3 protein-coding genes are annotated in these 1,803 nt (G+C 49.6%); all 3 read right to left on the bottom strand.

The window, feature by feature from the left end; all coding sequences use genetic code 11:
* Positions 1 to 39: 39 nt before the first annotated feature.
* The gene (locus B7449_RS12115; protein ID WP_039736671.1) at positions 40 to 378 is read right to left on the bottom strand and encodes a DUF1493 family protein; all 339 of its coding nucleotides are present in this window, start codon (positions 376 to 378) and stop codon (positions 40 to 42) included.
* Complete coding sequence (locus B7449_RS12110) at positions 372 to 836, bottom strand: STM2901 family protein (protein ID WP_199858416.1); 465 nt, start codon at positions 834 to 836, stop codon at positions 372 to 374. Before B7449_RS12110 ends, B7449_RS12115 begins: the two co-directional genes overlap by 7 nt.
* Before the next feature lie 502 nt (positions 837 to 1,338).
* Positions 1,339 to 1,803: hypothetical protein (locus B7449_RS12105; RefSeq protein WP_244465760.1), on the bottom strand; the 465-nt coding region annotated here is incomplete at its 5' end.

Below are 1,803 nucleotides of genomic sequence, written 5' to 3'. Positions count from 1 at the left end.
GCCTTACCCCTTCACAGGGTACCCCAACCCGACAGGCTGCTAGACCCAAGCACCAACAGAGGCAGCGTGCGCTAACATGGCTATAGTCAGGGGCTTAGGATCTAGCTGAGGACGCTTTCTATTCACAAAGCCGAACAGCAATGCACCTATGATTCCTTCACCTTCTTCTGGGAAATATTTTTCGAAATCAAAATTTTGAGCACTGACATCAAAGTGCTCAAAGTAACGGTGCATTAGGTCCTTAGCGTCGTCGTTGTACATACGAAGATCGCCTCGCAGTGTCGTATTTTCTGTCAATTCGCGTGGTTTCGGGCCCGGAACTTGTTCAGAAATAAATGACAGGATTTCAGATAGCGCGTCTTCGTAAGATTTTACCATGCCATTTTGTCCTCCGGCTTGACTAAAGCGTTATAGCGTCGAACTGATTTCAAGATGATTTCAGTAACGTCCTTCGTCATGACGACATAGCCAACAAATGGGATGGTTCGCCCTACCCATGCTCCTAAATGTCTTGTCATAGCAATACGAAGAGTGAATAACGATTTTCCGGTAAACATCGGAAGACGAAAAGGTAGCTGAACGTCAATAGCTCGCCTGGAAGCCAAAGATACGACTGACGTCCCTTTGGTAGCGCCCGAGGGCTTCCCCCGTGTCGAGATTACTGGCTGCCCACTTATAATCGCGATAGCTCCTACAATATCATCAATACCTAATTGTTCTTTTGTAGTATCAATGACAATCCACATGAACAAACGCTCTGCGTTCAGACCGTAAAGATCGTTGTATGAATACGTTGTCATAGCGGGTTGCTTGAGTGAATATTTTGAACGAGGCATGGAGATATTCTCTCCAGGTAAGAAATTGTGCTGTTTTCAATGAACAAAAATAACAAGTTGTCTGGAAGCGGCGTACAAATACGACCACCTTACCTTCCGAGACCTTATCTCTTTAAAGGTATAAAAACCGCATTGTTCTCTATTTGTGCCACATTCTACGCGCAGTGTCAACGATGCATCCTGTGTGCGGGATTGTCTGGGCCTATGTCCGCTTTACGAAAAGTAACAGATGAGAGCGAATGACCGACATGAAGGCGACTGCTGCCTGTCTGCTCTTATATCGCTGAGCAGACAGGCAAATAGGGGGGATGCGGAAGGTTGGCTTTGGGAGATAAACGGTGTCTGGAGAATTTCCACTGAACTCTGGTTCAGCAGAAAGGCGCTGTTTCTTTGGTTTTTGCAAACATCTTCACCCATTCAGATGATCCCATCTGAATGGGGCCTGCTCTGGCAGACCCGCCGAGCGTGATGTTTCCGGTCGGATCGCCTGGCGCAAAGATCGTCACTTGCGATGATGCCGTTTTGGTTGGCACGACAGGAGGGTGACACCAGCCGTATCTTCAAAATTGTCCGGATGCGCCGTGAGAGGCATGGACACGACATCGTCGCTCCGATGGTCGGCATAGACGAACGTCAAATAGTAAGACCGGTCGTCGTTCGAAGGATCGCCATTAAACATTTTGTCCCATTCCAGCAGGTCGCGCCGCAGCGGCGATCCGACGCCGCCGCTGCGGGTCCAGACTGCCGACACACAGGTCGAAACACGCTCGACGCGCACGATCAACCGCCCATTGAGAAACGCTTTTCCATCGAGTTCCTCGTTGAACATCGTATTGCCGTTGTAAGACTGTTCCTCCAAAGACTCCGGCCTGGTGCCCGCATGTGCAGTGCCGCCGATGCAGATAGCGCAAATCAGGCTCAGGATAGCGCGGATCATCAATATCGTCCTTCCAGCAGAAGCATGGCC

The organism is Komagataeibacter intermedius TF2 (assembly GCF_000964425.1).
Lineage (GTDB): Bacteria > Pseudomonadota > Alphaproteobacteria > Acetobacterales > Acetobacteraceae > Komagataeibacter > Komagataeibacter intermedius.
Note: the sequence above shows the minus strand (reverse complement) of the source record. Positions and strands in the feature narration are given on the sequence as shown.

What these genes read in the sequence shown, in the direction of transcription:
- B7449_RS12115 (WP_039736671.1), bottom strand. Translation starts at nt 378, where the DNA reads ATGGTAAAATCTTACGAAGACGCGCTATCTGAAATCCTGTCATTTATT.
- B7449_RS12110 (WP_199858416.1), bottom strand. Translation starts at nt 836, where the DNA reads ATGCCTCGTTCAAAATATTCACTCAAGCAACCCGCTATGACAACGTAT.